We start from the raw sequence: 26,755 nt of genomic DNA on the forward strand, positions 1-26,755 counted from the left end.
TCGATTCAAGGAGAACGCGACATGTTGCAGAAAACCTATCCGTACTACCTCGCGAATGAGCCGGTGGCCGCCAACACCGATCTCGAAGTCACCGACAAATTCAGCGGCGAAGTCGCCACCCGCGTCGCGATGGCCGACGCGGCCGCGATCGACAAGGCGATCGGCCTCGCGGTCGAGGCGATGCCCGCAATGCGCGCCTACCCGCCGTTCAAGCGCCAGGCGGTACTCGAACACTGCGTGAAGCGCTTTCGCGAGCGCTACGACGAGCTCGCGCTCGCGCTGTGCATCGAGGCGGGCAAGCCGATCAACGATTCGAAGGGCGAGGTCACGCGCCTGATCGATACGTTCAAAGTCGCCGCCGAGGAGAGCGTGCGAATCGACGGCGAGATCATCAATCTGCAGATTTCGCCGCGCGCGAACGGTTACCACGCGTACGTGAAGCGCGTGCCGATCGGGCCGTGCTCGTTCATTTCGCCGTTCAATTTTCCGTTGAACCTCACTGCGCACAAGGTCGCGCCGGCGATCGCGGCGGGCGTGCCGTTCGTGCTGAAGCCGGCGAGCCGCACGCCGGTCGGCGCGCTGATCATGGGCGAAATTCTTGCGGAAACCGATCTGCCGAAGGGCGCGTTTTCGATTTTGCCCGCGCACCGCGACGGCGCCGATCTGTTCACGACCGACGAGCGCTTCAAGCTGCTGTCGTTCACCGGGTCGCCGGCGGTCGGCTGGGAGCTGAAACGCAAAGCCGGCAAGAAGAAGGTGATTCTGGAACTGGGGGGCAACGCGGCGGCGATCGTCGACGGCGATCAGGGCGGCAAGCTCGATTACGTGGTCGAGCGGCTCGCGTTCGGCGCGTTCTATCAGTCGGGGCAGAGCTGCATCGGCGTGCAGCGGATTCTCGCGCACGCGAGCGTCTACGATGCGCTGCGCGAGAAGCTGATCGCGAAGACGAAGTCGCTGGTGATGGGCGATCCGAAGAACGAGAAGACCTTCGTCGGGCCGATGATCTCGGAATCGGAGGCGAAGCGGCTCGCCGGCTGGATGGAGGGGGCGGTGCAGGCGGGCGCGCAGATCGTCGCGGGGGGCAAGGTCGACGGCGCGATGTTCGAGGCGACGCTGCTCGAAGGCGTGAAGCGCGACACCGATCTGTATCGCAAGGAGGCGTTCGGGCCGGTCGCAATCCTCGAGCGCTTCAACGATTTCGAGGCGGCGCTCGCGCAGGTCAACGACAGCGACTTCGGCCTGCAGGCCGGCGTGTTCACCGATTCGCTCGCGCATGCGCATCGCGCCTGGGATGCGCTCGAAGTGGGCGGCGTCGTGATCAACGACGTGCCGTCGTTTCGCGTCGACAACATGCCGTATGGCGGCGTCAAGGATTCGGGGCTGGGGCGCGAGGGCGTGCGCTACGCGATCGAGGATATGACCGAGCTGCGGCTGATGGTGATGCGCGAGACGTGGTGAGTGGGCGCTCTGACGCGGGCAGGGCGCGCGGGACGGCTGACGAACGCCGCGCGCCGCCCGCCCGAGCGCCCGGCTGTCATGCCACTGTCGTCTGTGCGCACTACGCTGCGACCGAAGCAACGGCCGCGAGCGGCCGGCCAGCCGGCCGTCGTGAGCGTTTTTGCTGAAGTGCTACAATACTGGGCTTTCGGCGGGTGTTTCCGCCAACCGGAGCCGGCCGCATTAACCGAACTCACACGGGTCTCGCGCGGAACGACGTGGCTCCGCCTTCATCCTGATGCCCTCCGCGGCCCCGACCGCTGCCGCGCGCATCGCGCCACGCGCCTTTTTAGCGAAAGCCACCATGTCCGACACAGCCGTCACGCCCAGCACCGAGACTTTTGATCAATTCGGCCTCGCGCCCGACATCCTGAAGGCCATCAAGGAATCGGGCTACACGTCGCCCACGCCGATCCAGGCGAAGGCGATCCCGGTCGTGCTGGCGGGCCGTGACGTGATGGGCGCCGCGCAGACCGGCACCGGCAAGACCGCGAGCTTCTCGCTGCCGATCATCCAGCGTCTGCTGCCGCAAGCCAATACGAGCGCGTCGCCGGCACGCCATCCGGTGCGCGCGCTGATCCTCACGCCGACCCGCGAACTCGCCGACCAGGTCGCCGCGAACGTGCAGGCCTACGCGAAGCACACGGCGCTGCGCAGCGCGGTCGTGTTCGGCGGCGTCGATATGAATCCGCAGTCCGACCAACTGCGCCGCGGCGTCGAAATCCTGATCGCGACGCCGGGCCGTCTGCTCGATCACGTGCAACAGAAAACCGCCAACCTGGGCCAGGTGCAGATGCTCGTGCTCGACGAAGCCGACCGCATGCTCGACATGGGCTTCCTGCCCGACCTGCAGCGCATCCTGAATCTGCTGCCGAAAGAGCGCCAAACGCTGCTCTTCTCCGCGACGTTCTCGGGCGAAATCAAGAAGCTCGCCGCGACCTATCTGCGCAACCCGCAGACCATCGAAGTCGCGCGCAGCAATTCGACGGCTACCAATGTCACGCAGGTCGTCTACGAGGTCGCCGAGGGCGACAAGACCGGCGCGGTCGTGCAACTGATCCGCGAGCGCGGCCTGAAGCAGGTGATCGTGTTCTGCAACAGCAAGATCGGCGCGAGCCGGCTCGCGCGCAGCCTCGAACGCGACGGCGTGGTCGCGACCGCGATTCACGGCGACCGCTCGCAAAGCGAGCGCATGCAGGCGCTCGACGCGTTCAAGCGCGGCGAGGTCGAGGCGCTGGTGGCGACGGACGTCGCCGCGCGCGGTCTCGATATCGCCGAACTGCCGGCGGTGATCAACTTCGACCTGCCGTTCAACGCCGAAGACTACGTACACCGGATCGGCCGGACTGGCCGCGCGGGCGCATCGGGCGACGCGCTGTCGCTGTGCAGCCCGAACGAGCGCAAGCAACTGGCCGACATCGAGAAGCTGATCAAGCGTCCGCTCGACTTGCAGCGCCTGACCGTCGAGGCGCCGGTGCGCCATCATCACGATGATCGTTCGCTGCGCCGTGAGCGCAGTGAATCGCGCGACGAGCGCAGCCGCCGTCGCACGGGCGGGGCATCGGGTTCGTATGACCGTCCGCATCATCATCGCGCGCAACCGATCGACGATTTCTTCCTGAAGCCGTACGAGCCGTCGCCGGCATCGGTGCACAAGGTCGAGGAGACGGCCGCGCCGCAAAAGGCAGCGCCGAAGCGGCAACTGGCCGCGTTGCTCGGTGGCTTCGGAATGCCGAGGAAGACGCCTTCGTCGTCGTAAGACGGGCTGTCGGGTTCGGAGCTCGGGGTGCAACGCCCCGAGGGTAAAGGCGGTGGGGCCGCGCGATTCGATGTTCCGCAAAGCGCAGCAAGCTCCCCGCATGCGCATCATCTGGATGCGCGAATGTTCATCCGTTTTGCCCAGGCCGCGGTCGCGGCGCTGTAGAACTGCTCGAGCGTCGCAGGCGGCTCGCTTCCCAGCTCCAGTCCCAGATGCCGTGCCGCCGCGCCTAATGCTTCAAGCGGCTTGTCGCTATCGAGCGCGGTCGCGCCGTTCTGTTTGCTCAGCTTCTCGCCGTGCTCGTTCGTGACGACCGGCACATGCAGATATTCGGGCGTCGCCACGCCTAGACAACGTTGCAGATAAATCTGCCGCGCCGTCGAATCCATCAGATCCGCGCCGCGCACGATGTGCGTAATGCCCGCGTCCGCATCGTCCACCACGACCGCCAGCTGATACGCCCATTGATCGTCCGCGCGGCGCAGCACGAAATCGCCGACCTCGGTCGCGAGGTTTTGCGTCTGCGGACCCTGCCAGCGGTCGTCGAACGTGATCACGGCCGGGTCGCCGTCGGGCACACGCAGGCGCCACGCGCGCGCGGGCTTGCCGTGCAGACCGGTGCGGCAGGTGCCGGGGTAGGCGAGCGTCGTGTTGCGCGCGTGCGCGTGCGATAGCGAATCGGCGATTTCCTTGCGCGTGCAGCCGCACGGATAGACGAGACCGGTCGATTTCAACCGCTCCAGCGCCTGCTGATAGTGCGCGATGCGTTGGCTTTGCCAGACCGGCGTTTCGTCGGCGCGCATGCCGAAGCGTTCGAGTGTCGCGAGGATGTCCTCGGCGGCACCGGGCACCGTGCGAGGTCCGTCGATATCTTCGATGCGCACGAGCCACGCGCCGCGCTGCGCGCGCGCGTCGAGCCAGCTCGCGAGCGCGCTGACCAGCGAGCCGAAATGCAGCGGGCCGGTTGGCGACGGTGCGAAGCGTCCGCGATAGATCATGGTGCGGGGAGGTCAGGCGAGGCGCCCGCGCCGCGAGGCACCCCGGCTGTCATTACGCGGCGCACGCAGCCTTGCTGTCCGGATGGCACGCCGGGCAGGTCTTGCCCGCGACGTACATCGGCGATTGCTGTTGCTCGGGCGTGACCACCGCGCGGCAGCCGAAGCATTGCGCGGTCGCGGTCGGTTCGAGTTGCGGATTCAGCGCGGTGCGATAGTCGAACACGAAGCAGTCGCCGTGATAATGCGCGCCGCCCACTTCCTCGAAGTATTTGAGGATGCCGCCTTCGAGCTGGTACACGTTCTCGATGCCGACGTCTTTCATATGGATCGCGGCCTTCTCGCAGCGGATGCCGCCCGTGCAGAACGACACCACCGTCTTGCCTTCGAGATCGGCGCGGTTGTTCTCGATCACCTCGGGGAATTCGCTGAACTTCGTGATGCGATAGTCGAGCGCATTGTCGAACGTGCCGACGTCGACTTCGAACGCGTTGCGCGTGTCGAGCATCACGACCGGACGGCCTTCGTCGTCGTGACCGCGGTCGAGCCAGGTCTTCAGCGTGGGCGCGTCGACGAACGGTGCGCGGCCGAGCTCGGGGCGGATCGCCGGCTTTTTCATCGTGATGATTTCGCGCTTGAGCTTGACCAGCATGCGCGTGAACGGCTGCTTGTCCGACAGGCTTTCCTTGAACTGCAGATTCGCGAACTTGCCTTCGAACAGCGCGTCGTGGCGGATGTAGTCGATGAACGCGTCGGTGTTCTCGCGCGCGCCGGCGATGAACAGGTTGATGCCTTCCGGCGCGAGCAGGATAGTGCCGCGCAGGCCGAGCGCATGGCAACGTTCGGTGACGAATGGGCGCCAGGCGGCGGTGTCTTCGATGGTCGCGAATTGATACGCGGCGAGATTGACGATACTCATGTGTCTTCTGCGGTAAAGATGGCCGGCGTGGCGAAGGGCGGCGGGCCGTGCCGCCGCTGTTGCGCCCCCGTATAAGACCCGGGGTTTGGCGCGCGGTTTCGCGCGCGTTTGCCGTGCGCGTTTGCCGTGCATTTGCCAGTTCAATGGCCAGGCCGAAACAGGCGAAACCTCTATTATCCCTCAACCGCGGATTTTTCCCGGCCTGGCCGAATGGCTAACGGGTTGCGCTAGCGCAAACAACCCTCTCGCCGACCTCGTCCTGGCCGGATGGCTAACGCGCCGTTCAGACCTGAAATCTGCGGAAGGGTGGGGTTACAATGTCGCCCATGTCAGATCCCCGCTTCGTCCATCTCCGCGTTCACTCCGAATTCTCGATTGCCGACGGCATCGTGCGTCTCGACGACATCGTCGCGGCGGCGGCCAAAGACGGTCAGGGCGCGCTCGCGCTCACCGACCTCGGCAACGCGTTCGGCCTCGTCCGTTTCTACAAGGAAGCGCGTGGCAAAGGAGTCAAACCCATTGCCGGCTGCGACGTCTGGATCACCAATCCGGACGACCGCGACAAGCCTTCCCGTCTGCTGCTGCTGGTCAAGGACCGCCGCGGTTACCTCAACCTTTGCGAATTGCTCAGCAAGGCCTCGCTGACGAACCAGTATCGCGGCCGCGCGGAAATCGAAGCCGGCTGGCTCGAAACCGATTTGGGCGAAGGGCTGCTCGCGCTGTCGGGCGCGCAGCAGGGCGACATCGGTCTTGCGTTGGCGGCGGGCAATGAAGAGGCGGCGAAGCGCAATGCACGGCATTGGGCGAAAGTGTTTCCGGGCGGCTTTTATATCGAGCTGCAGCGCTACGGTCAGCCTGGCGGCGAGCAGTACGTGCAGCAGGCGGTCGCGCTCGCGGCATCGCTGAAACTGCCGGTCGTCGCGACGCACCCGATGCAGTTCATGACGCCGGACGACTTCACCGCGCATGAAGCGCGCGTGTGTATTTCCGAAGGCGATATTCTCGCGAATCCGCGTCGCCAGAAGCGCTTCACGTCCGAGCAGTATTTCCGCACGCAACAGGAAATGGCCAAGCTGTTCGCGGACATTCCTTCGGCGCTCGCGAACACGGTGCAGATCGCCAAGCGCTGCAATCTGAAGCTCGAACTCGGCAAGCCGAAGCTGCCGCTCTTTCCGACGCCCGACGGCATGTCGCTCGACGACTACCTGGTGCAGCTGTCGAAAGAGGGCCTCGAAAAGCGGCTCGAACAGCTGTATCCGGACGAGGCCGAGCGCGACGCGCAACGCCCGACCTACCACGAGCGCCTCGAATTCGAGTGCGGCACGATCATCAAGATGGGCTTTCCGGGCTACTTCCTGATCGTTGCGGACTTCATCAACTGGGCGAAGAACAACGGCGTGCCGGTCGGTCCTGGCCGCGGTTCGGGCGCGGGTTCGCTGGTCGCCTATGCGCTCGGCGTGACCGATCTCGATCCGCTGCGCTACAACCTGCTGTTCGAACGTTTCCTGAATCCGGAGCGGGTGTCGATGCCCGACTTCGATATCGACTTCTGCCAGCACGGCCGCGATCGCGTGATCCAGTACGTGAAGGAGAAGTACGGCGCGAACGCGGTGTCGCAGATCGCGACGTTCGGCACGATGGCCGCGAAGGCGGCGGTGCGCGACATCGGCCGCGTGCTCGATCTCGGCTACATGTTCACGGACGGCGTCGCGAAACTGATCCCGTTCAAGCCGGGCAAGCACGTGACCATCGCCGACGCGATGAAGGAAGAGCCGCTATTGCAGGAGCGCTTCGACAACGAAGACGAAGTGCACCAGCTGCTCGAACTCGCGCAGCGCGTAGAGGGCTTGACGCGTAACGTCGGTATGCACGCGGGCGGCGTGCTGATCGCGCCCGGCAAGCTGACCGATTTCTGCCCGCTCTATACGCAGGGCGACGACAGCGGCGTCGTCAGCCAGTACGACAAGGACGACGTCGAGGCCGTCGGCCTCGTGAAGTTCGACTTTCTGGGCCTGACCACGCTGACCATTCTGGATTGGGCCGAGCGCTACATCCGCCGCCTCGATCCGTCGAAGCAGGACTGGTCGCTAAGCCAGGTGCCGCTCGACGACCCCGCGTCGTTCACGATCCTGAAGAAAGCGAACACGGTCGCCGTGTTCCAGCTGGAAAGCCGCGGCATGCAGGGCATGCTGAAGGATGCGCAGCCCGATCGCTTCGAGGACATCATCGCGCTCGTCGCGTTGTACCGCCCGGGTCCGATGGACCTGATCCCGAGCTTCTGCGCACGTAAGCACGGCCGCGAGGTGGTGGAATATCCGGACCCGCGCGTCGAACCTGTTCTGAAAGAGACCTACGGCATCATGGTCTACCAGGAGCAGGTGATGCAGATGGCGCAGATCATCGGCGGCTACTCGCTGGGCGGCGCCGACCTGCTGCGTCGCGCGATGGGTAAGAAAAAGCCCGAGGAAATGGCCCAGCACCGCGAGATTTTCGCGGAAGGCGCGGCCAGGAACGGCCTCACGCGCGAGAAGTCGGACGAAATCTTCGACCTGATGGAGAAGTTCGCGGGCTACGGCTTCAATAAGTCGCACGCGGCTGCGTATGCGCTGCTCGCCTACTACACCGCGTGGCTGAAGGCGCACCATCCGGCCGAATTCATGGCGGCCAACATGTCGCTCGCGATGGACGACACGGACAAGGTCAAGATCCTGTTCGAAGACTGCCTCGCGAACAAGATGGTCGTGTTGCCGCCGGACGTGAACCTGTCGGCGTATCGCTTCGAGCCGGTCGCCGAAGCCGACGGCAAGCGCTCGCGCACGATCCGTTATGGTCTCGGCGCAATCAAGGGCAGCGGCCAGAACGCGATCGAAGAAATCTTGCGCGCGCGCGAGGACGGCCGCTTCATCGACATCTTCGATTTCTGCAATCGCGTCGATCGGCGCATCGTCAATCGACGCACGATCGAAGCGCTGATTCGCGCCGGCGCGTTCGACACACTGCACGCGAACCGCGCGCAGCTGATCGCATCGGTGTCGCTCGCGATGGAAGCGGCCGAGCAGGCGGCGGCCAATGCGCTGCAGGCGGGTCTGTTCGACATGGGCGACGCGCCGTCGCAAGGCCACGAACTCGTCGACGAACCCGAGTGGCCGGAAAAGCGCAAGCTGCAGGAAGAAAAGGCCGCGCTCGGTTTCTACCTGTCGGGCCATCTGTTCGATGCATACAAGGACGAAGTGCGCCGGTTCGTGCGCCAGAAGATCGGCGAGCTGAAGGAAGGGCGCGACAAGCTGGTTGCGGGCGTGATCGTGTCGCTGCGCACGCAGATGACCCAGCGCGGCAAGATGCTGATCGCGCTGCTCGACGACGGCACCGGTCAGTGCGAAGTGACGGTCTTCAACGAGGTCTTCGAAGAACACAAGCAGCTGTTCAAGGAAGACGAGCTGCTGATCGTGCAGGGCCAGGCGCGTAACGACGCGTTCACGGGCGGCATCCGCTTCACCGTCGAAACGGTGATGGATCTCGGCCGCGCGCGCTGCCGCTACGCGGACTCGCTGAAGGTGCAGATGAACGGGAACGCTGACGCGCAGGCATTGCGCCGGGTGCTCGAAGCGCACACCGCCGGCAAGGAAGAGCCGGCCGGGGCAGCCGCGTCGGCGGCCGCCGCTCGTGGCAACGGCGGTGGCAACGGCGGCGGGCGTGGCGGCTTCGGCGGCGATGGCGGCCGTCAGCGTCAGGCGGTGCAGATTCCGAATGGACTCGCGGTGCAGGTGGTTTATCGCAGCGAGCATGCGCAAGGCGAAATGCGTCTGGGCGACGCGTGGCGCGTGAAGCCGACCGACGAACTGCTCGCCGCGCTGCGCGGCGAGTTTGCGGGAAGCTTGATCGAGATCGTGTATTGAGCGAGGTAGGCGGTGTGGATCGGCCGGTGCCGCGTGTACCGGCTAATCTGAGCTCAGCTTATCGCCCGCCCGTTTTTTCCAGCCGCGCCAGCTTCAGAAACCGGTAGTACACCGTCTCCGCATTGAACAGCGCGATCATCAGCCCGGTGCGGCCGTCCAGAAAGCCGCGCCGCAGCAGATAAGTCCGTACGAACGCCCACAGGCCGCGCCCGATCGCAAGACGAATGCTGCCTTTCTGCCCGGCCTCGTAACGCTGCCGCGCGCCGGCCGTCGAATACGCGTCGAGCTTGCGCAGCACGCCCTCGTAGTCCTCGTACGAGTAGTGCATCAGCTTGCCGGTCAGGCGTTGCGCGGGCGTATCGAACACGAGGCGCTCGTGCACGAGATCGTCGGAGAAACGCGCGGTGCCGCGTTTGAAAAGGCGCGGAATCCAGTCCGGATACCAGCCGCTGTGATGGACCCATTGGCCGCAGAAGCTCGACAGACGGTCCACCGCGTAGACGTCGGCGGCGGGCGCGGCGAGCGTCGCGCGAATCGATGCGGCAAGTTCCGGCGTGACGATTTCGTCGGCGTCGAGCGACAGGACCCAGCTGGTGGTCAGTGCATCGACCGCACGGTTCTTTTGCGGGCCGAAGCCCGGCCAGTCCGTTTGCTCGATGACACGCGCGCCGTGCGCGCGGGCGATGTCGGCGGTGCCGTCGGTGCTGCCGCCGTCGATCACGACGATCTGATCGGCGAAGGCCACGGCCTGCAGGCATTCGGCGAGCCGCGCCGCCGCGTTCCGGGTGATGATGGCAACGCCAAGAGTGGTTTCCTGCATACCTGAGTTGCGTGGAGGAGAAGTGATGGAGCGGGCCCCGCGACCCGGCAATCGAGCAGCGAGTATACACAGCCCATCCGGTCCGACACCACAGCGCGTATCCCCCCAGATGTTGCGCGCATGCCGTCGCGCGCCGAGCGCCGGCCGTCATCTGCAACCGATTACAATGCTCTTTTTTGATATTCCACGCGGCCATCCAACCCTGCGCCGCGTGCTCGCCGTTCCGCATTTCCAGAGGATTCCTTGAACGCGAAGCCAACGTTAAGCAAACCCATGGGTTCAGGCGATGCGTCGTCGCCGGCCGTCGTCCTGCGGCGCCTGTGGCCATTCATCAAGCCGCTGCTGTGGGTCGTGCTCGGCGCGATTGTCGCGATGGCAGTGAGCGCCGGCACCGACGCCGCCATTCCCGCGCTGCTCAAGCCATTGCTCGACAAGGGCTTCGGCTCGCACGCGGTCGACAAGACGAAGTGGCTCGTGCCGATCGCGGTGATCGGCCTCGCGCTGATTCGCGGCGTGTCGCAGTATGCGTCCGGCTATCTGCTCGCGTACGTGTCGAACAAGATCCTGCTCGAGCTGCGTCTGAAGATGTTCGACCGCATGATCCACACGAGCGTCGCGTTCTTCCAGCGCGAAACCGCGAGCACGGTCATCAACGCGATCGTCTTCGAGGTCAACCAGATTCTGAACGTGCTGCTGAGCGTGATGGTCACGCTCGTGCGCGACTCGCTGACGGTGATCTTCCTGCTTGGCTATCTGTTCTATCTGAACTGGCGCCTGACGTTGATCGTCGCGGTGCTGCTGCCGGGCATCGGCTGGCTGGTCGGCAAGATCAATCGCCGGCTGCGGCGCCTGAACCGCGAGCATCAGCTGCTCACCAACGAGCTGTCGTACATCGTCGAGGAGACGGTGGGCGGCTACAAGGTCGTCAAGGTGCATAACGGCGAGCAGTACGAGATGGACCGCTTTAACTCGATGAGCCGGCGCCTGCGCGGCTACGCGATGCGCATGACGGTATCCGGCGGCCTCGCGCAGCCGTTGACGCAGTTCCTCGCATCGATCGCGCTCGCGGTCGTGATCACGATCGCGGTGGTGCAGTCGTCATCGGATCAGACGACGGTCGGCGGCTTCGTCGCGTTCGTCACGTCGATGCTGCTGATCATCTCGCCGCTCAAGCATCTGATGGACGTGAACCAGCCGTTGCAGCGTGGTATGACCGCGGCCGAACTGATCTTCGGTCTGATCGACGAGCCCGCCGAGCCGAAGGGCGGCGGCAAGCCCCTCGCCCGCGCGCGCGGCGAGGTCGAGTTCCTCGACGTGTCGTTCACCTACGGCACCAGCTCCACGCACAACCGTCACACGCTCGACCAGGTGTCGTTCAAGGTCGCCCCGGGCGAGATGGTCGCGCTTGCGGGTCCGTCGGGCAGCGGCAAGACCACACTCGTGAACCTGCTGCCGCGCTTCTTCGATCCGACCGGCGGCGCGATCCTGGTCGACGGCGTCGCGCTGCCCGAGTACGACCTGCACGCGCTGCGCAGCCAGATCGCGATGGTGAGCCAGGACGTCGTGCTGTTCAACGACACGATCGCGCACAACGTCGCGTACGGTCAGGAGGTCGATGCGGAGAAGGTCAAGGCGGCGTTGCGTGCGGCGAACCTGTGGGACACCGTGCAGGCGATGCCGCAGGGCATCGAGACGCTCGTCGGCGACAACGGCATGATGCTGTCGGGCGGCCAGCGCCAGCGTCTCGCGATCGCGCGCGCGATCTACAAGGACGCGCCGATTCTGATACTCGACGAAGCGACATCGGCGCTCGATTCCGAGTCCGAGCGCCACGTGCAGGCGGCGCTCGAAACGCTGATGAAGGGCCGCACGACGCTCGTGATCGCGCACCGGCTGTCGACCATCGAGCGCGCCGACCGCATCCTCGTGATGGAAGCGGGCCGGATCGTCGAGCGTGGCAGCCATCGCGAGCTGCTCGAGCACGACGGCCTGTACGCGCATCTGCATCGGATCCAGTTCCAGCAAAGCCCGGTTTGATCCGGCACATTGCGGCCCCGACCGCTGATTCGCCTATCCGGCCCATTATCTGGGCCGGTGTTGTGTTTAAGTCTCAATTTATTGCGCTTTTTCGGCGCTCATCGCATGCTGGCGGGCAATCACGGTCCGCCTGGCGGAAATCGACTGCCTATGTTTGACGACGATCCGACCAAGCCGCTCGTCTCCATCGCGCTCGCGACGTACAACGGCCGCACCTATCTGCCCGAGCTGCTGGCTTCGCTCGAAGCGCAGAGCTGGCCGCATCTCGAAGTCGTGGTATCCGACGACGCATCCTGCGACGGCACCCGCGAACTGCTCGCGTCGTATACGGGACGCGTGCCGGTGCGGCTCGTCGGCGATGGCACGCGGGCGGGCATCGTCGGCAATTTCGAGCGCGCGCTCGCCGGCTGCCGCGGCGACTACATCGCGCTTGCCGACCAGGACGACGTCTGGGCGCCCGAGAAAGTCGCCGATCTGATGCGGGAGGTGCGGCGCGCGGAAAGCGCGGGCGACGGCGCCGCCACGCCGGCGCTCGCGTTCTGCGACATCGAGCTCGTCGACTCGACGCTGTGCCGTCTGTCGCGCTCGCTGTTCGATATCACCGCGAAGTCGCGCTGCGCGACGCGCTTGCGCGATTTTTTGCTGAGCAACCATGTGCCCGGCTGCGCGATGCTCGTCAACCGCGCGGCGCTCGATCGCGCACTGCCGTTCCCGCCCGGCATCGTGATGCACGACTGGTGGCTCGCGATGGTGGTTGCGTCGTTCGGCGAGATTCGCCACGTGGCGGCGCCGCATCTGAAGTATCGGCAGCATGACGGCAACGCGGTCGGCGCGAGCGCGACCCACGAGCGCGCGGTGCGTGATGAATGCGGCGCCGAGGCGGCACGGCGGCGCGGCGCGAGCCGGCGGCGGCAGATCGAAGCCATCGCGGATCAGGTGCGGGTGTTCACGCGCCGCTTCGGCGCCGAGCTGCCCGTCGATGCGCGTCACGACATGTACGCGTTTTCGCGTGGTGTCGCGAGCTGGCGCGGCGCGTTCGAGTTCGTGATGATCAGTCACACCGGCGAGACCTTCGTGCGCTCGGTGAAGATGCTGCGGCGCTTGCGCGCGAGTGTGCTGAGCTTCGGCGTCGAACTGCGAAGGCCGAGTCTCGCGCGACGCTTGCGGCAGCGGCGGGGCGCGTCGCGCCGAGTTTCGTGAGCCGCGCCGCGTCGAGTCGCAAAGCGCGGTCAGAACTCACCGACGTCTTCAGGCCTTTCTGCTCCGCACGACCCGCTTGAGCCAGATGCCCGGAGCATAGGCCACCGGGCAACTCGCATACAGAAACATCCGAATCCGCAGCCCGAGCTTTACGCCGGCGCTGCGCGTCACGAGGCCGATGCGTTCGCCCAGGCTGCGCGCTTCGAACATCGCATGGATGAACTGCTCGCGCGCGAGCTTCGGCGCCATCGCCGCGCGCATGCGTTCGCCGACGCCGGCGATCTGCGCGTCGCGCTGCAGCTGCGCAAGTTCCGCGAGTCCGTAGCGATTGCTCTGCCGCATCCGCGCGATCAGCTCGTCGACTGACTGGTAGCGACGCTTGCGCGAGAGTCCGCCGCGCCGGTAGCGCACCAGCGGCTCGCGCAGACTGATCGCGCCGCCCGACAGGATCGCGCGCAGCACCATGATCTGATCCTCGGCCGCGGCGCCCGGCAGCATCGGCCCGAAGCGCTCGATCAGGCGTCGCGACCACGTATGCGCGGCGCCGATCAGCCACGGACGCTCGACGAGCCAGTCGTCGAAGCTGCGATAGCGGTCGAGCTCGGTCGGGCTCACGCGCTCGTGCACGTGACCCGTTTCGTCCATGTCGGCGAGATCGGTCGCGATCAGGTCGGGGCGGCGTCCATGCGCGAGCCAGCAGTCGACGACGCGCTCGCAGCGCTCGGGCGCCGACATGTCGTCGCCGGCTGCGATGAACAGCAACTCGCCCTGCGCCAACTGCGCGAGTTGCGACAGGTGCGCGCTGATGCCCTGGTTCACCATATTGCGCCGCGCTATCACGCGATGCGGCCCGCTGTAGCCGGCGAGCGCCGCTTCGATCGCGGCGTAGGTCGCGTCGCGGGACGCGTCGTCGGAGACGATGATTTCGAGCGGCTCGTAGGTTTGCGCGAGCGCGCTGCGCACGGCGTCGCCGATCTGCTCTGCCTGGTTGTAGGCGATCACGAGCATCGAGACGAGGGGGCGGGCGGTGTCGGCGGTTGCAGGGGGTGCGAGGTGCGCCAGGCTATCGGTCATGGAGTCGGGGAGAAAGCGATTGGCCTAGATTCTAGCCGCTGACGGCCGCGCCGCGCGACGCGCACGGCAAACCCGAGCCCCCGCGAGCCGAACCCGGCGAAATCCATCCTTTACAATTGCCGCTGCCCCGAAACTGCGCACCCAAGGACTCGTCCGCGCGTGCGCCTCACCGAGACCGATCCTTGTCAGAGCCGACCCTCGACCCGAACCAGCGGCCCCTCACCGACATCGCGCTGACCGCCCAGGCGCTGAAGAACAGCGGCGGCGCCGAGCGCTACACGCGCGACGTGATCGCCGGCCTGCATCGGCTCGGTCTGCGCCCGACGCTGTTCGCGCGCGAGATCGACGAGGCGCTTCCCGAGGCCGCGTGGATCGATGCCCAGCCGCTCAACGTGCGCTGGGCGCCGCGCAAGCTGCGCAACCTCGCGTTCGACTGGCGTCTGAAGCAGCGTTTGAAGCGGCATCGTCCGGCGTGCGTGTTCTCGATCAATCACTCGACGCATGCCGACGTCGCATTGTGCGGCGGAACGCATCCGGGTTCGCTCGAAGCCGCGGGCCGCACCGCGCGTCGCAGCGACGAATGGCAAATCGAGCTCGAGCGGCGCGTCTACACGCGGGCCCGCGCGATCGTCGCGCATTCGCAATTGATGAGCCGCGAGTTGCAGCGTTTCTATCACGTGCCGGCAGCGCGCATCGACGTGCTCTATCCGCCCGTCGACACCGCCCGCTTCAAGCCGCTCGACGCCGCCGCGCGCGCCGCCGTGCGCCGCCAGCTCGGCGTGCCCGACGATCGCGTGATGTTCGTGTTCTCGTCGACGAGTCACGAGCGCAAGGGCTATCCGTTGCTCGAAGAGTTTTTCTCGGGCACGACGCTGCCGGTCTGTCTCGTCGTCGCGGGCCGCCCGGTGCCCAAAACTGGCGACACAATTCGTTACGCGGGTTACAGCAAAGAGATCGAAAAGCTGTTCGCGGCCGCCGATTTCACGGTCGTCGCATCGGCGTACGAGCCGTTCGGGCTCGTCGGTGTCGAGTCGGTGATGTGCGGCACGCCGCTCGTGATCGCCGACAACGTCGGCTCGGCGGAGACCGTGACCGGCGCCGCGAAGATCGAGTTTTCGCGGCAGTCCCAGGGCAGTTTCGAGCGCGCGATCGGGCAGGCGGTCGAACGCGTGAAGAGCGGCGCCGCGCGCATCGCGGCACCGCGCGACAGCCTCGTGTACGACCCGAGCGTCGACGCGCACGTCGCGGCGCTTTACGAGGTGTTCACGCGAGGATGAGGGCGGCGCTCCGCGCTCGGGCAGCCGCTTCTCGTCGAATCGGAATCAATCGCGCGGCTGCGTCTCGCGCACGAGCGCGGGTGGCGTCGGCGCGGCCGGCGCTTCGCTGCGCAGCTCGCGCTTGCGTGCATCGATCATCGCCAGCAGGGTCGCTACCAGCAGCGCGAGCAGTACCGTTACCATGACCGGCACCAGCACGTCGATCGTGAGCCCGAAGATCACCGTGCTCGACGCGACCGCGAGACCCGAATACGACGCGGCGCGAATCGCCGGGTCGCTCGCGTGCCGGTGTCGCCAGAAATACACCGTCATGCCGTAGTAGAACAGCAGCAGACAGACCACGCCGACCGCGCCCATCTCGGCCAGTGTCGAGAAGAAGTCGCTATGCGCGCGTTCGTTGACGATCTCGGCCTTCACCTCGCCGCGCTTGGCCATCGCGCCGAGTTCGTTGACCAGATGGCCCTTGCCGACGCCCCACAGCGGATGCCGCTCGACGATCATCCGCGATGCGTCCCACAGTTGCAGGCGCAGACCGGTGGCCGTGAAGTCTTCGCCCTTGTGCATCATCGATACATCGTTCGGCACTTCGGCGAAGCGCTTCTGGACCCGTTCGGTCGACAACAGCCCCCCCGCGCCGATCACGATCACGAGCGTCGCGACCAGCAGGCGCTTTTTCCGCGTGAACCAGTGGTACTGCATGCCGAGCAGCACGACGAACACCGGCACCGCGAGCCAGCCGCCGCGCGAGCCCGACAGAAACGACGCATAGCCGCCCGACACCAGCGCGAGCACGCGCGGCACGAGCAAGCGCCAGTCGCGCGGATTGTCCCAGCCGAGCGTGAATACCGACAGGAACGCGAGCAGCAGCGCGGTATCGCCGAACGGTATCGCGTTCGTGTACGAGTTGTTCAGGCGGTTCGCTTCGGTCCAGCCGCCGGGCGGCTGATTGATGATCGCCCATGCGCCGACCGCGAGCGCGCCGGCCGCACAGCCCCAGCCGATCATGCGCAGATTGCGAGACGGCAATTGGCGCAGCAGCAGGAACACCAGCAGCGCGAACACGAAGCGCGCGACCGAGTCGAGTTCGCGTGGCAGCCAGTAGCCGAGCGCCAGCTGCTGCGCGCCGATTCCGACGACGAACGCGAGCATGCCGATCGTGAACCAGCGATAGGTGCGCAACGCGGAGAAATAGCCCGGCATGCGCCGGTTGACGATGGCCGCGCCGAGCGCAAGCGCGACGAGTACGAAAAAGCAGTAGCCGGTGCCGCCGCGCCACATCAGATTGACCGCGGGCGCGAGAAACAGCAGGGCCGACGTGAGCCAGACCAGACTGGAAGCAAAAATCATAGGTCTACGTTATCGATGAGCACACTACCGTTCCGGTGGTGAAATTGCAGGGGACGCCGGACCATTTGAGGTTTTCAAGACGGCAGAGCGATCCGGATTATAACCATGCGCTACCTTGCGGAATGCTTGCTGCCGCACCCGGCAAGGTACCGTCGGCCCGCGGTATTCGGCGTGGCGGCGGCAGGCGGCGCCTGTCGTGCGAGAAGGCGGGGGGCGGTACAATCGCGCGACATTCATGGCCGGCGCGCGGCGCATGCCGCGCCCCGCGCCCAGCTCAACGGACCGACTCGATGTTCTCAATCATCATCCCGACCTGGAACAACCTGCCATATCTGCGCCTCGTGATCAAAAGCCTGCGCCGTCATTCGACGTATCCGCACCAGATCATCGTGCACGTCAACGACGGTTCGGACGGCACGCTCGCGTGGGTGCGCGACGAGGGCATCGAGCATACGGCGTCGCCCGGCAATATCGGTATCTGCCACGCGGTCAATATCGCGGCGGCGCGCGCGACGCAGGACTACATCGTCTACATGAACGACGACATGTACTGCTGCCCGGGTTGGGATGAAGCGCTCGTCAAGCGTCTCGCGCAGATGCCGGCCGACAGGCTGTTCATGTTGTCGGGCACGATGATCGAGCCGGTCGATTCGGGCAATCCGTGCGTGGTCGTACGCGATTTCGGCCGCGATGCCCAGGTGTTTCGCGCCGACGAGCTGGTCGCTGCCGCGCCCAGTCTCGTGCGTGCCGACTGGCGCGGCGCGACGTGGCCGCCGACGCTCGTGCATCGCGACTGGTGGTTCAAGGTGGGCGGCTACAGCAGCGAGCTAAGCCCCGGCATGAGCAGCGACAACGATTTCTCGATGAAGCTGTGGGACGCGGGCTGCCGCGTGTTCGTCGGCGTCGGCGACAGTCTCGTCTATCACTTCCAGCAGAAGAGCACCGGCAAGATCGTGAAGAACGACGGCCGTCGCCAGTTTCTCAACAAGTGGGGGATGACGCAGGCGACGTTCGACCGCTATTACCTGCGCCGCGGCACCGCCATCGACGGTGCGCTCGCGGTCAGCGAGCCGGAGCGCACCGGCCGGCTGCGCCGGGCGCTGCTGAAGTCGCGCATCAAGCGCGCGTTGGGCTGACGGGCGCCGAACCGAAAACGGCGGCTCAACGCGCTGCGGGTGTCGCTGCGGGTGTCGCTGCGGGTGTCAAACGCCGCCCGTCACGAGCGGCAGCACCGTCAGGTCCGGATGCGTGCCGTCGACGATGCTGCGTCCCACGTGCACCGCTTCGTAGAGCGCGTCGTCGACACTCGCGAAGCTCTCCTCGCCATCCGCGTGAAACGGCACCGCATGACCGGGAAGCTGGGGATTGGCGCCCGGATGACAGACGTAGCCTAGATACGTGTAGCGACTCTTTTGCGTGGCCGCGTCGGCGGCATGCGCCGGGTCGGGCGGGTCTTTCGGAACAGGTGACACGTGTATCTCGAAGCCCTCGTATTGCACCGTTTGCCAACTTGCGGTTTGGTCGGCCATGACCGCCTCCGTCTAGGTCTGTCCTGTCCAAAAGTCTAGGTGATTTGCCGCCAAAACGCGCGGCTGCGCGGGCCTGTAGTCGGAAGATTTTTGCTTTGTTTCTGAAAATCGGCAGTATCCACGATCGCGTCGGCCAGAACGCCCCGGCTGGTTCTCGTCGGATAAAATGCTGCGCTTTGCCTAAATCCGACTTCGCTCATGTGGTTCAAAAACCTTCAGCTGCACCGTCTGCCCGCTCCGTGGTCCGTCACCCCTGAACAGATGCAGAAGTGGCTCGCGCCGTACGCGTTCGCGCCCGGCCAGAGCGTCGAGATGCAGGCCCAGGGGTGGGCGCCGCCGCGCGACGGCGACTCGCTCGTCTACGCGATGAACGGTCAGATGCTGCTGACCTTCCGTGCCGAGAAGAAGCTGCTGCCCGCGTCGGTGGTCACCCAGATCACGCGCGATCGCGCGGCCGAGCTCGAGGAGCAGCAGGGTTTCAAGCCGGGCCGCAAGCAGCTGCGCGACCTGAAGGAGCAGGTCACCGACGAGTTGCGCCCGCGCGCATTCAGCATCCGCCGCGATACGCGCGTGTGGATCGATTGCACGAATGGCTGGCTCGTGATCGACGCGGCGTCGCAGGCGCTCGCCGACGATGTGCGCGGTCTGCTCGTCAAGTCGATCGACCAGTTGCCGCTGATGACGGTGCGCGTCGCGCAGTCGCCGGTCGCGGCGATGACCGGCTGGCTGCTCGACGGCGACGCGCCGGCGGGTTTCACGCTCGATCAGGACACCGAGCTGCGTTCGCCCGCCGAGGGCAACGCGACGGTCCGCTATGTCGGACATGCGCTGGACGCCGAAGACATGCGCCGCCACATCGAGGCAGGTAAGCAATGCATGCGGCTGGCGATGACGTGGAACGATCGCGTGTCGTTCGTGCTGACGCCGTCGCTGACGATCAAGCGCATCGCGCCGCTCGACGTGCTCAAGGAAGCGAGCGATCCGACCGCGCAGAACGACGACGAACGCTTCGATTCCGACGTCGCGCTGATGACGGCCGAACTCGACCGCATGCTGCGCGATCTGATCGATGCACTCGGCGGCGAGCAGGGCGAGCAAGGGCTCGCGTTGCCGCAGGCCGTGGCGGCTTGAGCGTCAGATTCTCGTGCTGTCGAGCGCTTCGACGAGGGTCCAGTAAGGCGTGATCGAGCGCAGACGGATCGGGTAGATCCGCTGCAGCAGCGCGAGCGTCGCGTCGCTATCGGTGAGCTGATAGATGCCCGACACGCGCAGATCGGCGACGTCGGCGGCACAGCGCAACACGCCGGCGTGATAGCGCGCGAGTTCATCGACGAGGTCCGCGATACGCATGTCGTTCGCGTAGAGCAGGCCACGAGTCCACATCGCCTCGCGTGGGTCGAGCGTGAGCGGCGCCGCGATGCCGTCGCGCGTGAACCTGCACCATTGGTCCTGCGTCAGCATCAGCGCCGCGGTGGCTGCTGGCGTCGCCAACGCGTCGCCGCGAAACGCAGCCACGCGCGTGAAACCGTCCCGTTGCTGCACACTGAACTGCGCGCCACGCGCTTCGACGACGCCTTCGGCCGTTTGCACGAGTAAAGGCGCATGAGTCGTTCGGGTGCCAGCGGTGCCGCGGACATCGCTCACGGGCCGCACCATGATTTCCCCTTCAAGCAGATGAACGCGCCGAACGTTCGCTTCGAACGCGACGTCGATCGCGCTCGCGCTGCCCAGCGTGATCTGGGAGCCATCCGCGAGCAGTATGTCGTGCAGTTCGCCGGTCGCGGTGCGGAAGTCGGCGGTCCATGTGCGCCATGGCGGGCGGCTCGCGAGCCATCCCGCGGGCGCGGCGATGGCGAGCCACGACAGCGCCTTCAGCGCGCGTCGCCGTCCCGTCGACACGCCGACAACCCCCGCGTCTTCGCGTAGCGCGGTGCCGGCTTCGCGCCGCAATTCATGATTGGCCTGTCTTTCCGTATTCGACTCGCAAAGCATTTTGATTAAATGTGCCGCACTCTGAACGCAATTGACAGATGTGATTTATCAATTGAATTTTGCAAATCACATTTAACAATTCATGCCTGTTGAATGGACTATTTCAGGTTGAATGTGAACCTGAGTTCGCATCGGGGTTACGCACGCACACCCGGTAATTTCAGATCAGGCAGACACATTGTCACCGATACAAAAAAACTGCGCCATGCGTGTGACTTCAATTTTTCATGAATGTTTAGCCGTGAAATACGGCCAATTGCGCCGCAAGCGAACGTAGCCTTTTCGTCACGAATTACAGTGTGCCGGGTTTGGCTGACGGGTGTGTGAAGCCGGCTGAAACTATTCGCTGGGCCACGCGGATCATCGCCGTCCTGCGCGCGGGCGAGTTCCCGGTTGCGTTGCAACCTGTCATGCATCGTGACTTGCGTTCGAGCATCAACCCCGGTAAAACTCCGTGCGCTGCCGCACCTTCGATGCAGACGAAAAAACGACAGCCGTATCAAAGGCTTGCGGCTTTTCCCGGGAAGTTATGCACAGATTTGCCAACAAAAACTGTGGGTAACTTTGCGCGTATGGTCGCGTGTCGAAGCGCTGTCAGTCTTCGAGGGCCCACGCGCGCTTGCCGCGCAGCAGCGCCGAGCCGATCGATACCGCGGCGCCGATGCCGCCCATCGTCAGCGACAGCGCGACGATCAGTGGGCCCGTTTGCGTACGAGCGGAGAACACGCCGACCAGCAGGCCGGCGAGCGGCTGCGTCAGATTGTTCAGCAAAATCGCGACGCCGATCGTCTTGCCGTAGTCCTCGGGCGGAATGATCTGCAAACGCGCGCTGCGGATGTACACGTTGAACATCTTGTCGAAGCCGACGATCAGCAGAAAGCCGAGCGCATAGCCCCACGGCGACGCGCTCGCGCCCGCGATCACGCCGCCCGCGCAGATCGTCACGAACGCGACGAGACCGAGCACGCGCGCGGGCCAGCCGGCGCGCGCCACCGTCAGCAGCACCAGCACCGTGGCGACCGCGCCGGCCGTTTGCAAAGCTGCGTAGTAGCGATTGGATTGCGCATGCAAGCCCGTCACCATCGCCGCCGATGTCGCGAGCGTGACACCGATGACGAGGTTCTCCGCGGCCGCGAGCATGATGACCTTTTTCAGGCCCGGCAGCGTCCACACGTGCTTGAGCGCGATGCGCAGCGGCGTGCTCCAGCGAGCGGCGCGCGCGAGCGATTGAGCGGACCCGGGCGAGCGCGCGCGAAAACCGCTCAGTCGCTGCCAGACCAACAGCGCCGCGTCGGCGCACAGAAACAGCATGCCGGTCGCGGCGACCACCCATTCCCAACGCCACACACCGAGCAGCAGCGCGGCGAGCATCGGCCCGAGCACGAAGCCGAGCTGGTCGGCCAGTTGCGAATAAGCGAGCACTTTCTGGATCTGCTGCGTGCTGAAGATCTGCGGCAGCATCACCTCGCGCGCGACGAGCCCCTGGCTCGTCAGCACGCCGCACGCGGCCGACAGCGCGATCAGCCAGCCGATGCCGCCGAACAGCGCATACGCGGCGATACCACCGAAGCACGCGAGTGCGCGCACTGCCTGGCTCAGCCGCATCAGACGCAGCGGCGGGAAGCGGTCGCAGAGCGCGCCGAAGAATGGGAACACGAGGTAGCGCGGCAGTGTCTCGATGAAGAACGCGAGGCCCGACCACGAGACCTGGCGCGTCGTTTGATAGACGACGAGCGGCACCAGAAAGAGCAGGATCTGATCGGCGAGACGCGCGATGAACAGCGAGCAGAAGAACGACTGATGGTTGACGCGCACCGTGGTTGTCTCGCCGTGTTGGGGTCGAGTCCGATCCTATCAAAAGATCGCGCAAGCGAGGGAAGGCGGGGCGCTCGCTGCCGACGCGGTCCTACTCGCCGCGATACGCCTGTTCCAGCGGCGCGATATCGAGCTTGACCATCTTCATCATCTGCGCCATCACGCGGCTTGCCTTCGCGCGATCCGGATCGCGCAACATCTGCAGCAGCACGTTCGGCGTGATCTGCCACGACACGCCGAAGCGGTCCCGCAGCCAGCCGCAGGCCACCGGCTCGCCGCCGTCGAGCAGCTTCGACCAGTAGCGGTCGACTTCTTCCTGCGAGTCGCAGTGAACCATCAGCGAGATGGCCGGCGTGAATTTATATTGCGGGCCACCGTTCAGCACCATGAACTCCTGGCCTTCGATTTCGAAGGTGACGGCGACGACCTCGCCCGCCGGTCCGGGGCCGGCGTCCGTGGAGTGCAGCGTGGTGGCGATGCGCGAAGCCGGAAACACCGACGTGTAGAACTCCGCGGCTTCTTCCGCATTGCCGTCGAACCACAGGCACGGCGCGATTTTCTGCATGGCGTTGCTCCTTCGGGACGGGTGTCGGTGGGGCCGGGCGTGCGTTCGCCCGACGCCCACCTTCAGCTCACTTCTTCTCTTGGGACGAACAATCCATCGCGGCCATCGCCTTCTGGATTTCCTCGGTGCTAAGGTCGCGCTTGTGCGTCGCGAGCGACCAGCTGTGGCCGAACGGGTCTTTGACCTGGCCATAGCGGTCGCCCCAGAACATATCGGTGACGGGCATCGTGACGGTCGCGCCTGCGTCGACCGCCTGTTTGAAACTTGCGTCGACGTCCGGTACGTAGTGGTGAATCGTGACCGGCGTGCCCTTCAGCGTGTTCGGGCCGAAGGTTTGGTGCTCGGGCCATTCGTCGGTCAGCATCAGCATCGAGTCGCCGATTTTCAGGGTCGCGTGCATCACCTTGCCGTCGGGGCCCGGCAGACGGACCTGTTCGACGGCGTTGAAGGCTTTCGTGTAGAACGCGATCGCTTCGGCGGCGTTCTTGCAGATCAGGTACGGCGTGAGTGAGTGCATCCCTTCCGGGATCGGTTTGACTGCGGCGCTGGACATGACGGTGACTCCTTGAAGTAACGGTTCCTCAGTGGAAAGACCGGCTGCGTGAGCTGGGTCTTCAACGTTACGACGAGTTGGTGACCGTTGGATCGACACTCCGGGAAAAATATTTTCGGGCCCCGGGCGAGGGTGAGTCGCCGTTGTCATTCACCCCGCCGGATTGTCCTCGTCCGCAGGCGGCGCGGACGACGGCGCCACGCTGCCGGCCGGTGCGCCGAGGATGCTGATCTGGAACGTCCGCGTCGCGGCGAGCGACTGCAGCGTCGCGTCCTCGGCGATGCGCTCGTCGAGCGGCAGGATTACCGAGCCACCGATCACCGCGCGCCGGCTGTTGTCTGCCGGACGCAGGCCCCACACGTCCTGATAGACGACCGGGACCGTGGCGCCGTTGCGCGTCGTGTTGCCGAGGTACAGCATCACGTGGCCGCCGATGTAGATCAGCGTGCGCAGCGGCACGCCATGCCGCGCCAGATAGTCGAGCCGCTCGGCGGGCGTCGAGTCCGACAGATCGATCATGCGGCCGGCGCTCATCTGCGTCGACGAATGGCGCGGCAGCCACACGCCGAACGCCGCGAAGATGCTTTGCAGTTCCGACGAACAATCGTTGTAGAGGCCGCTGTTCCCCCAGCCGTACGGCCGGCCGATCAGCGCCTTCAACAGCGTCGCGAGATGGCGCGGGGTCGCGGTGAGCGGCATCGGCGTGATTTGCGTGGCGTCGAGCGACGCGGTGCGGATCAGCGCCCGGCCGTCGACGTCGCGCGCGGGAACGAGTAGCTGGAGCGCGCCTGCGTTGGTGCTGGTCGCGGCTGGCGATGCCGAGCCACCCGTCAGCAGCGGCAGCATAGTCCCGGCCGGCGCGTTGAAGCGGAATACGTCGCGGCTGTCGTTGACCGCCGCCGACGCGGCGATCACCGCGCCCAGCGACTTGCCGGCCGCCGTGCGCCATTGATCGATGAAACTATCGTCGGCGAACGCCACGCCGTCGCTGCGCACCCAGCCCTGCACGTCGGGCGTCTGCACGTAATGCCATGCACCGTCGACGCTGCCGCCGAGCACATAGAGCGGCGTACCCGGCCGCACCGCCGAAATCTGCAGGTTGTCGAACGGATAGCCTTCGCCGGCCAGGTGACGATCGTAGAACGACGGATCGGTGGTCGGCAGTTCGCGCACCATCAGGTTGCCGGTCGCGATCGCGCGCCGCTCGGGCTGATACACCGGCGCTTGCGTGAACTGCGCGACGTTGATGTTGCGCGCGATCGCGTCGATCCACGCCTTGTCGTGCGGCCGGAAGTTTTCGCCGTAACCGATGACGCCGCCATGCTTGCCGGTGTTGTCGAACTTGTCGATGCGGCGCTGTTGCAGTGCGGCAATGTCCTCGCCCTGTTCGCCAAACACGCGTGCGCTCACCCAGGCGGGATTCCATGGCGACGGCGCGTTCTCGCCCGTGCCGAAGTAGCGCGCGAATAGTGCGTCGAAATGTGCGTGCTGCTCGGCGGCGCTGAGAAACGGCCTATCGTAGTCGGGGCTGTTCGGATCGAGCCAGTGATCGACGTTCTGGTCGTAATGGGCGAGCGGAAACAGCGTGACGTTATCGACGAACGCGTGCGTACCATGCGGCGGCGTTGGCGTGCCGCACGCGACAAGCGTCGTGACGGCGGCGCATAGCATGGCGGTGCGGCAGGCACGGCGGGAGAGAACGGCGACTGACATAAGGATTCGGCGTGTGACGTGCAAGGCCACGATGATACGGTGTCGGCGGCACCCGCGGCGCATTGGATGTTAGCCGGTGGCGCGCGCGGCATCCGCTACACTCGCTTTGTCCGTCCACCCGCGCGTTGCCACGCGCTTGAATCGACAGGGAGCTCGCTATGAAAACCAGCGCACGCAATCAGTTCAGCGGCGAAATCACTGACGTCACGCACGGTGCCGTCAACGACGAAGTCACGCTGCGCACGTCGGACGGTCTCGAGATCGTCGCTATCATCACACACGGCAGCGCGAAATCGCTCGGGCTCGCGGCTGGCAAGCAGGCGTTTGCGCTCGTGAAGGCATCGTCGGTGATCGTGATGGTCGATGTCGCGAAGCACCAGGTGTCGGCGCGAAACTGCGTCGAAGGGACCGTCGCGGCCGTGACGAAGGGCGCGGTCAATTCGGAAGTGACGATCAGTGCAGGCGGCGCACAGATCGCGGCGATCATCACGAACGACAGCGTGGAGCGTCTTGGCCTCGCGAGCGGCAAGACGGCGACGGCGATTTTCAAGGCGTCGAGCGTGATTATTGGGGTCGATCAGTAGCAGGCCCAGGCCTCTGGGACGGTACTCAGCGAGCTCTCACTGATCCCGTAGCGCGCGAACGATGATGCCGTCCCATCCAAACACAATCCTGTGAGCGTCCATCCGGAAAACCGCAAAACAATTGTCGCTATCTACGACAACAGTTGTAGCGGGCAATCCGGTTTCATTTACGCGAAGCCCGAACTGATTCTTCAACGCCGAAAGCGTGTCGATTCGTTTGACGGTAAAACCTGTGTTCGGCTGACAGGTTTCACTGTCGAAGCTCATGGATTGCGGCGTAATTGTCATCGTCATGCCGAGAATCCTTTTTGCTTCGGGGATGCCACCAGAAATATCGGCGTAGTCAACAACATCGGTCACGACCCAATTGCCGACGAAATCATTGATTGTCGCGTGTGGTGTTTGTGCGGCGCACACGCTCGCCGAGGCGGTCAGTGTGAGAGCCACGTATGCAAAAATCTTGTGGCCTGTCATTGTGCGGACTGCCGGAAGGGCGCGGATTCTCGTTGGCGGCGGCTCGTTAGTCCCCGGCTTCTCTTCGCAGGACCGATCTTTCGGCCATTGCGATCGCGCGGGGTAATCATCACATTGAGCATCATTTTTTCTGCGACGGCTGTCATGTCTCCGGTATTTGCGGGACCTAGCGCGTCGCGTGTGTTCTGGCGTGACGAGTTATAAGCAAAAGACACGGCAGCATCGAACTGTGCCTGAGTCAATTCGTACTGCGTGACCACGGTTTTAACTGCTGCCTCTGCCTCACGAACCCGATTTCGCAGGATAGTGTTTGCCTCTTCGGGAACAACCGTTCGCGCTAGTTCCTCCGCCGTACACGGACCGAAGTGGGCTAATGTGCCGATGCCCCAGGTGCAATTACCATTCTTTGGTGCATCGTTGTAGTAGCGCATAACGACGCCTTCATTTATACGAAGGGCGGTATAGCCTGCTTCACTCATGGATTTATCTGAATTTGCGTTTGGCATCGAGTATCTTAAAAAAGCAGATCGAATGGAGTGAGTAATATAACAAAATAGAACTCGCAAAAATCAGTTTGAGTTAAAATAATGCGAAATGAGTTATTTATAATATTAAGATAGAATCTGAAAAGGGCAAATTGAGAATTGGAGGGGACGCGAGCATATGCGCGCGGTGTGTGTCGCCGCGTTCGACATCCGCGCGTGGGGAT

22 protein-coding genes are annotated in these 26,755 nt (G+C 64.9%); 9 read left to right on the forward strand and 13 right to left on the reverse strand.

The window, feature by feature from the left end:
- The first annotated feature begins 21 nt into the window (after positions 1-21).
- Both AB3X86_RS25945 and AB3X86_RS25950 read left to right on the forward strand, forming a co-directional pair.
- Positions 22-1,458, forward strand: coding sequence for an aldehyde dehydrogenase family protein (locus tag AB3X86_RS25945; RefSeq protein ID WP_368598227.1), 1,437 nt, complete (start codon positions 22-24; stop codon positions 1,456-1,458).
- Between the two features lie 343 nt (positions 1,459-1,801).
- The gene (locus AB3X86_RS25950; protein WP_176121260.1) at positions 1,802-3,256 is read left to right on the forward strand and encodes a DEAD/DEAH box helicase; all 1,455 of its coding nucleotides are present in this window, start codon (positions 1,802-1,804) and stop codon (positions 3,254-3,256) included.
- Positions 3,257-3,363: 107 nt separating this feature from the next.
- Here the strand turns inward: AB3X86_RS25950 and gluQRS are convergent, their stop codons facing one another.
- On the reverse strand, positions 3,364-4,254 hold the full coding sequence (gene gluQRS / locus AB3X86_RS25955; protein ID WP_368598228.1) for a tRNA glutamyl-Q(34) synthetase GluQRS: 891 nt from the start codon (positions 4,252-4,254) through the stop codon (positions 3,364-3,366).
- A 52-nt stretch (positions 4,255-4,306) separates the two neighbouring features.
- A complete protein-coding gene (locus tag AB3X86_RS25960; RefSeq protein WP_368598229.1) occupies positions 4,307-5,170 on the reverse strand; it encodes a sulfurtransferase in 864 nt (287 codons plus the stop codon).
- A 317-nt stretch (positions 5,171-5,487) separates the two neighbouring features.
- On the opposite strand from AB3X86_RS25960, the gene dnaE reads away from it, so the two are divergent.
- Positions 5,488-9,066, forward strand: a complete 3,579-nt coding sequence (gene dnaE, locus AB3X86_RS25965; protein ID WP_368598230.1) for a DNA polymerase III subunit alpha — start codon at positions 5,488-5,490, stop codon at positions 9,064-9,066.
- Between the two features lie 58 nt (positions 9,067-9,124).
- Here dnaE and AB3X86_RS25970 read toward each other — a convergent pair whose 3' ends face one another.
- The gene (locus AB3X86_RS25970) at positions 9,125-9,886 is read right to left on the reverse strand and encodes a glycosyltransferase family 2 protein (RefSeq protein ID WP_368598231.1); all 762 of its coding nucleotides are present in this window, start codon (positions 9,884-9,886) and stop codon (positions 9,125-9,127) included.
- 243 nt (positions 9,887-10,129) lie between these two features.
- On the opposite strand from AB3X86_RS25970, the gene msbA reads away from it, so the two are divergent.
- On the forward strand, positions 10,130-11,923 hold the full coding sequence (gene msbA / locus AB3X86_RS25975; protein ID WP_368598232.1) for a lipid A export permease/ATP-binding protein MsbA: 1,794 nt from the start codon (positions 10,130-10,132) through the stop codon (positions 11,921-11,923).
- A gap of 150 nt (positions 11,924-12,073) precedes the next feature.
- Positions 12,074-13,123, forward strand: coding sequence for a glycosyltransferase family 2 protein (locus AB3X86_RS25980; protein ID WP_368598233.1), 1,050 nt, complete (start codon positions 12,074-12,076; stop codon positions 13,121-13,123).
- 48 nt (positions 13,124-13,171) lie between these two features.
- Here AB3X86_RS25980 and AB3X86_RS25985 read toward each other — a convergent pair whose 3' ends face one another.
- On the reverse strand, positions 13,172-14,197 hold the full coding sequence (locus AB3X86_RS25985) for a glycosyltransferase family 2 protein (protein WP_368598234.1): 1,026 nt from the start codon (positions 14,195-14,197) through the stop codon (positions 13,172-13,174).
- 182 nt (positions 14,198-14,379) lie between these two features.
- Here AB3X86_RS25985 and AB3X86_RS25990 point away from each other — a divergent pair, with 182 nt between their 5' ends.
- Positions 14,380-15,474: a glycosyltransferase family 4 protein gene (locus AB3X86_RS25990; protein ID WP_368598235.1), complete on the forward strand. Its 1,095-nt coding sequence runs from the start codon at positions 14,380-14,382 to the stop codon at positions 15,472-15,474.
- A 45-nt stretch (positions 15,475-15,519) separates the two neighbouring features.
- On the opposite strand, the gene AB3X86_RS25995 is transcribed toward AB3X86_RS25990, so the two are convergent.
- Positions 15,520-16,821: an O-antigen ligase family protein gene (locus tag AB3X86_RS25995; RefSeq protein ID WP_368598236.1), complete on the reverse strand. Its 1,302-nt coding sequence runs from the start codon at positions 16,819-16,821 to the stop codon at positions 15,520-15,522.
- 290 nt (positions 16,822-17,111) lie between these two features.
- On the opposite strand from AB3X86_RS25995, the gene AB3X86_RS26000 reads away from it, so the two are divergent.
- Positions 17,112-17,957, forward strand: a complete 846-nt coding sequence (locus AB3X86_RS26000) for a glycosyltransferase family 2 protein (protein WP_176109175.1) — start codon at positions 17,112-17,114, stop codon at positions 17,955-17,957.
- Between the two features lie 66 nt (positions 17,958-18,023).
- Here AB3X86_RS26000 and AB3X86_RS26005 read toward each other — a convergent pair whose 3' ends face one another.
- Positions 18,024-18,350 carry a hypothetical protein gene (locus tag AB3X86_RS26005; protein ID WP_176109174.1) on the reverse strand — a complete coding sequence of 109 codons (327 nt, stop codon included), beginning with the start codon at positions 18,348-18,350 and terminating at the stop codon, positions 18,024-18,026.
- Positions 18,351-18,548: 198 nt separating this feature from the next.
- Between AB3X86_RS26005 and AB3X86_RS26010 the strand changes: the two genes are divergently transcribed.
- The gene (locus tag AB3X86_RS26010; protein ID WP_368598237.1) at positions 18,549-19,481 is read left to right on the forward strand and encodes a recombination-associated protein RdgC; all 933 of its coding nucleotides are present in this window, start codon (positions 18,549-18,551) and stop codon (positions 19,479-19,481) included.
- Between the two features lie 3 nt (positions 19,482-19,484).
- Here the strand turns inward: AB3X86_RS26010 and AB3X86_RS26015 are convergent, their stop codons facing one another.
- The 5 genes from AB3X86_RS26015 to AB3X86_RS26035 form a co-directional block, all read right to left on the reverse strand.
- Positions 19,485-20,300: a FecR family protein gene (locus AB3X86_RS26015; RefSeq protein WP_368598238.1), complete on the reverse strand. Its 816-nt coding sequence runs from the start codon at positions 20,298-20,300 to the stop codon at positions 19,485-19,487.
- Between the two features lie 636 nt (positions 20,301-20,936).
- Positions 20,937-22,157 carry an MFS transporter gene (locus AB3X86_RS26020; protein WP_368598239.1) on the reverse strand — a complete coding sequence of 407 codons (1,221 nt, stop codon included), beginning with the start codon at positions 22,155-22,157 and terminating at the stop codon, positions 20,937-20,939.
- Between the two features lie 91 nt (positions 22,158-22,248).
- On the reverse strand, positions 22,249-22,722 hold the full coding sequence (locus AB3X86_RS26025) for a VOC family protein (protein ID WP_176109171.1): 474 nt from the start codon (positions 22,720-22,722) through the stop codon (positions 22,249-22,251).
- Between the two features lie 67 nt (positions 22,723-22,789).
- Complete coding sequence (locus tag AB3X86_RS26030; protein ID WP_176380793.1) at positions 22,790-23,275, reverse strand: VOC family protein; 486 nt, start codon at positions 23,273-23,275, stop codon at positions 22,790-22,792.
- A 150-nt stretch (positions 23,276-23,425) separates the two neighbouring features.
- Positions 23,426-24,988 carry an SH3 domain-containing protein gene (locus AB3X86_RS26035; RefSeq protein WP_368598240.1) on the reverse strand — a complete coding sequence of 521 codons (1,563 nt, stop codon included), beginning with the start codon at positions 24,986-24,988 and terminating at the stop codon, positions 23,426-23,428.
- Between the two features lie 158 nt (positions 24,989-25,146).
- Here AB3X86_RS26035 and AB3X86_RS26040 point away from each other — a divergent pair, with 158 nt between their 5' ends.
- Positions 25,147-25,572, forward strand: a complete 426-nt coding sequence (locus tag AB3X86_RS26040; RefSeq protein ID WP_368598241.1) for a molybdopterin-binding protein — start codon at positions 25,147-25,149, stop codon at positions 25,570-25,572.
- 36 nt (positions 25,573-25,608) lie between these two features.
- Here the strand turns inward: AB3X86_RS26040 and AB3X86_RS26045 are convergent, their stop codons facing one another.
- Both AB3X86_RS26045 and AB3X86_RS26050 read right to left on the reverse strand, forming a co-directional pair.
- Positions 25,609-26,046: a hypothetical protein gene (locus AB3X86_RS26045; RefSeq protein ID WP_368598242.1), complete on the reverse strand. Its 438-nt coding sequence runs from the start codon at positions 26,044-26,046 to the stop codon at positions 25,609-25,611.
- Positions 26,043-26,525, reverse strand: a complete 483-nt coding sequence (locus tag AB3X86_RS26050; protein ID WP_246392069.1) for a lysozyme — start codon at positions 26,523-26,525, stop codon at positions 26,043-26,045. Before AB3X86_RS26050 ends, AB3X86_RS26045 begins: the two co-directional genes overlap by 4 nt.
- Positions 26,526-26,755: the final 230 nt, after the last annotated feature.

It is taken from the genome of Paraburkholderia sp. BR14374, from assembly GCF_040948685.1.
Classification (GTDB): domain Bacteria; phylum Pseudomonadota; class Gammaproteobacteria; order Burkholderiales; family Burkholderiaceae; genus Paraburkholderia; species Paraburkholderia youngii.